General features: G+C 67.6%; 2 protein-coding genes and 1 pseudogene. All 3 read right to left on the bottom strand.

What is annotated here, in order from left to right; genetic code table 11:
• A pseudogene (locus AC2VNT_RS14705) lies at positions 1 to 340 on the bottom strand (F0F1 ATP synthase subunit beta); the annotation flags it as partial.
• A gap of 25 nt (positions 341 to 365) precedes the next feature.
• Positions 366 to 1286, bottom strand: coding sequence for a F0F1 ATP synthase subunit gamma (locus AC2VNT_RS14700; RefSeq protein ID WP_486947557.1), 921 nt, complete (start codon positions 1284 to 1286; stop codon positions 366 to 368).
• Between the two features lie 10 nt (positions 1287 to 1296).
• A partial coding sequence (atpA, locus tag AC2VNT_RS14695) for a F0F1 ATP synthase subunit alpha (protein WP_486947556.1) occupies positions 1297 to 2459 on the bottom strand: 1163 nt, incomplete at its 5' end.

The following is a 2459-nucleotide window of genomic DNA, read 5'->3' as shown; positions in this document are numbered from 1 at the left end:
CCAGCGCGTCGAAGACGTGGCCCTTGACGCCGTCGCCCACCGGCACCGAGATCGCCGAGCCGGTGTCGGTCACCTCGACGCCGCGCACCAGGCCGTCGGTCGGCTGCATCGAGATGCAGCGGACCAGATTGTCGCCGAGGTGATGCGCGACCTCCAGGGTCAGCGTCTTCGCCAGCGCCTCGAAGGTGACCTCGGCGTGCAGCGCGTTGAACAGGTCGGGCACCGAGCCGCGGGGGAACTCGACGTCGACCACGGGCCCGGTGATGCGCACCACCCGGCCGTTGGTGTCGCTGCCGGCGGATTTCCGGGACGTTGCACTCTTTGCGGCAGTAGCAGCCATAATCTCTTCGCTTCCTTAACCGGTCTTACCTGGCGTCGGCCAGCGCGTTTGCGCCGCCGACGATTTCGCTGATTTCCTGGGTGATCTGGGCCTGCCGCTCGCGGTTCGCCTCCAGCGTGAGGGCCTTGATCAGGTCGTCGGCGTTGTCGGTGGCCGACTTCATCGCCCGCTGCCGCGACGCCAGCTCTGACGCCGCCGACTCCAGCAGCGCCGCGTAGATCCGGGTGGTCAGGTACCGCGGCAGCAGCGAATCGAACAGCGTGGTGGCGTCCGGCTCGAACGAGTAGAGCGTGCGCGGCCCGGTTTCCTCTTCGACGTACTCCACCACCATCGGGGCGATCCGGCGGGCCTCAGCCGACTGCGACAGCATCGACTTGAACTCGGTTGCCACGATGTGCAACTCATCCACCCCGAGCACACCGTCGGCCCCGGGATGCTCCCCGGCGTCGTCGACGCCCGCGAGGAACGTCTGCACCAGCGTGGCGGCGACGGTCGCGGCGTTGTCGTAGGTCGGCTGTTCGGAGCACCCGGTCCACGAACCGGCGATCTGCCAGTTCCGGAACGTGTAATAGCTCAGCGCTTTACGGCCGACGACATACAGCACCGGCGTCTTGCCCTCGTCACGCAGCAGTGAGAACAGCTCTTCGGCGCGGCGGAAGATGTTGGCGTTGTACGCGCCGCACAGGCCGCGATCCGACGACACCACCAGCACCCCGGCCCGTCTGGGCTCGGCACGCTCGACCAGCAGTGGATGGTCCAGCGCCGCTTCGGCAGCCAGGGTGGTCAGCATCCGGGTGATCTCGGCGGCGTACGGGCGGGCGGTGTCGAGCCGCGTCTGGGCCCGGCCGATGCGCGAGGTGGCGATCAGCTCCTGGGCCTTGGTGATCTTCTTGATCGACCCGGCGGAGCGGATCCGGCCGCGCAGTTCGCGAAGTGTGGCTGGCATCGGGTATCGACTACTTCTTCTTCACCGGCGCCGGCTTGTGGACCTGCACCGCTTCCTTGCCCAATTTCTCTTCCTCGAGCGCCTCGACGTGCTCGTCGGGCACCACCGAGCCGCCGCCGGTCGCGGCGAAGCCCTTCTTGAAATGGTTGATGATGCCGACCAGCTTCTCGCTGTCCTCCTCGCTCAGCTTCTGCGACTCCCGGATGGTTGTGAGCAGCTCACCCTCGGTCGCCCGGACATGGTCGAGGAACTCGGCCTCGAAGCGGCCGACGTCTTCGACCGGCACCGAGTCCAGATGGCCCTCGGTGCCCAGGAAGATCGAGACCACCTGCGCCTCCACCGGCATCGGCTGGTACTGCGGCTGCTTGAGCAGCTCCACCAGCCGGGCGCCGCGCTCCAGCTGCGCCTTCGAGGTGGCGTCCAGGTCCGAGGCGAAGGCCGCGAAGGCCTCCAGCTCGCGGTACTGGGACAGGTCCAGCCGGAGGCTGCCGGCCACCTCTTTCATCGCCTTGATCTGCGCGGCGCCACCGACCCGGGACACCGACACCCCGACGTTGATGGCCGGGCGCACACCCTGGTTGAACAGGTCGGTCTCCAGGAAGCACTGGCCGTCGGTGATCGAGATGACGTTGGTCGGGATATAGGCCGAGATGTCGTTGGCCTTGGTCTCGATCACCGGCAGCCCGGTCAGCGAGCCGCCGCCCAGCTCGTCGGAGAGCTTGGCGCACCGCTCCAGCAGCCGCGAGTGCAGATAGAACACGTCACCGGGGTATGCCTCGCGGCCCGGCGGCCGGCGCAGCAGCAGCGAGATCGCCCGGTAGGCCTCGGCCTGCTTGGTCAGGTCGTCGAAGACGATCAGCACGTGCTTGCCCTGGTACATCCAGTGCTGGGCGATCGCCGAACCGGTGTACGGCGCAAGCCATTTGAACCCGGCCGAGTCGGAGGCCGGCGCCGCGACGATGGTGGTGTAGTCCATCGCGCCGCCCTCCTCCAGCGCGCGGCGCACGCTGGCGATGGTGGTGCCCTTCTGGCCGATCGCCACGTAGACACAGCGCACCTGCTGCTTGGGGTCGCCGGTCTCCCAGTTCTGCCGCTGGTTGAGGAAGTTGTCGACGCACAACGAGGTCTTTACGGTCTTAAGGTCGCCGAAGATCAGCTGACTCTGGCCGCGGC

The organism is Mycobacterium sp. TH-M15, from assembly GCF_057473705.1.
Note: the sequence above shows the minus strand (reverse complement) of the source record. Positions and strands in the feature narration are given on the sequence as shown.

Excerpts from the sequence above, each read along its gene's own strand:
- AC2VNT_RS14700 (WP_486947557.1), bottom strand. The coding sequence starts at position 1,286 with ATGCCAGCCACACTTCGCGAACTGCGCGGCCGGATCCGCTCCGCCGGG.